Annotated in this window: 1 protein-coding gene; it reads right to left on the reverse strand. The window is 45.4% G+C overall.

The genetic code is table 11. The annotated features are described in order from the left end of the window. A partial coding sequence (locus tag A3738_RS06840; RefSeq protein ID WP_156504025.1) for a GAF domain-containing protein occupies nt 1–824 on the reverse strand: 824 nt, incomplete at its 3' end. Between the last annotated feature and the right edge of the window lie 402 nt (nt 825–1226).

Genomic DNA, 1226 nt, shown 5'->3' on the forward strand with positions numbered 1-1226 from the left:
TCAAAAATACGATTTCCCGTTTGAACATCTAGCTCATACTCATACACCATACGTTTCTGTTGATCGAGACACTCATGAATAACATTGAGCATGGCTGTGCTAATTGCAGGAGGGAGGATGTCTGACAATTTCTGCCCAAGAAGCATATTGGCAGGCAAGACTAATGATTTCATCTCACCGCCATAAATATCGACGTAATAGCCATCTTCATCGAACACGAGAACTAGATCCGGCATCGCCCTAGCAAAGCTCTCAAAGCGATGGCTGTTATGTTGTAAGGCTTTATGCAGCTGACTTGATTTCCCTTCGTTGATTTTTTTCTCTAGAACTAAACCTGCCAGATGAGAAAAGCGCTCAATCAGATCAACAAGATCTGCGTCATACTCACATTCGTGGCCGAAATAAATGGCAAAACTGCCAAGCACTGGGCCATAACTCGCCATAATCGGGACAGACCAGCATGCCCGTAGTCCCGCGCCTAAGGCTAAGCCTTTGTAATCAGCCCAGAGTGGATCCGTTTCGATACTCGACACATTCACATTCTTCGCTGTATAGGCCGCTGTTCCGCAAGACCCAACATTAGGGCCGATTTCTGCGCCATCAATCGCCTCGGAATATTCCTTGCTGATGCTAGGTGCTGCACCATGGCGTAGATGTTTCCCATCCAGAAAGAGAATGGAGCAATACGCATCTTCACGCGGAATCAGTCGCTCTATTTCTGTCGCGATGAGCTCCAAACATTCCGCCCATTGCCCGCCTAAAGCAATAAGAGAAATGATGCGCTGTTGAACATCTAACAGACGCCCTGCGTGTAAATGATGCATAAACGTTCAGCCTAAGGTTAACGATTTTTTATATTGGGCGTAACCGTAGTCCAAAATTTGAAATATTCGACCTTAAACACGCACTGAAACTATATTTTTTACTCGCTCACNCAAACGACATAATGATTTTGTATTTTCATCTCCAAAGAGATAGGATTTTGGTCTCCTAAGCGTCCGAGATGTTGCGCTTGTTGTAGGGCTCGTGCAGTTCAAAACAAGAATCGTAATAGAGTGAGGACAGCATTGTGTCGACTGGGACGCACTTACAGCATCGGTGTGATGACAAAGTGATCAGCACACTCTTTATCAAGCTTTTCAAACAGACCTTAATACAACACGACCTTCCTTTCGTTGCGTCAGAAGCGTTGCGCATTGCACTCGAGAAACCACAGGGAAAGATCG

Source organism: Oleiphilus sp. HI0066, assembly GCF_001635725.1.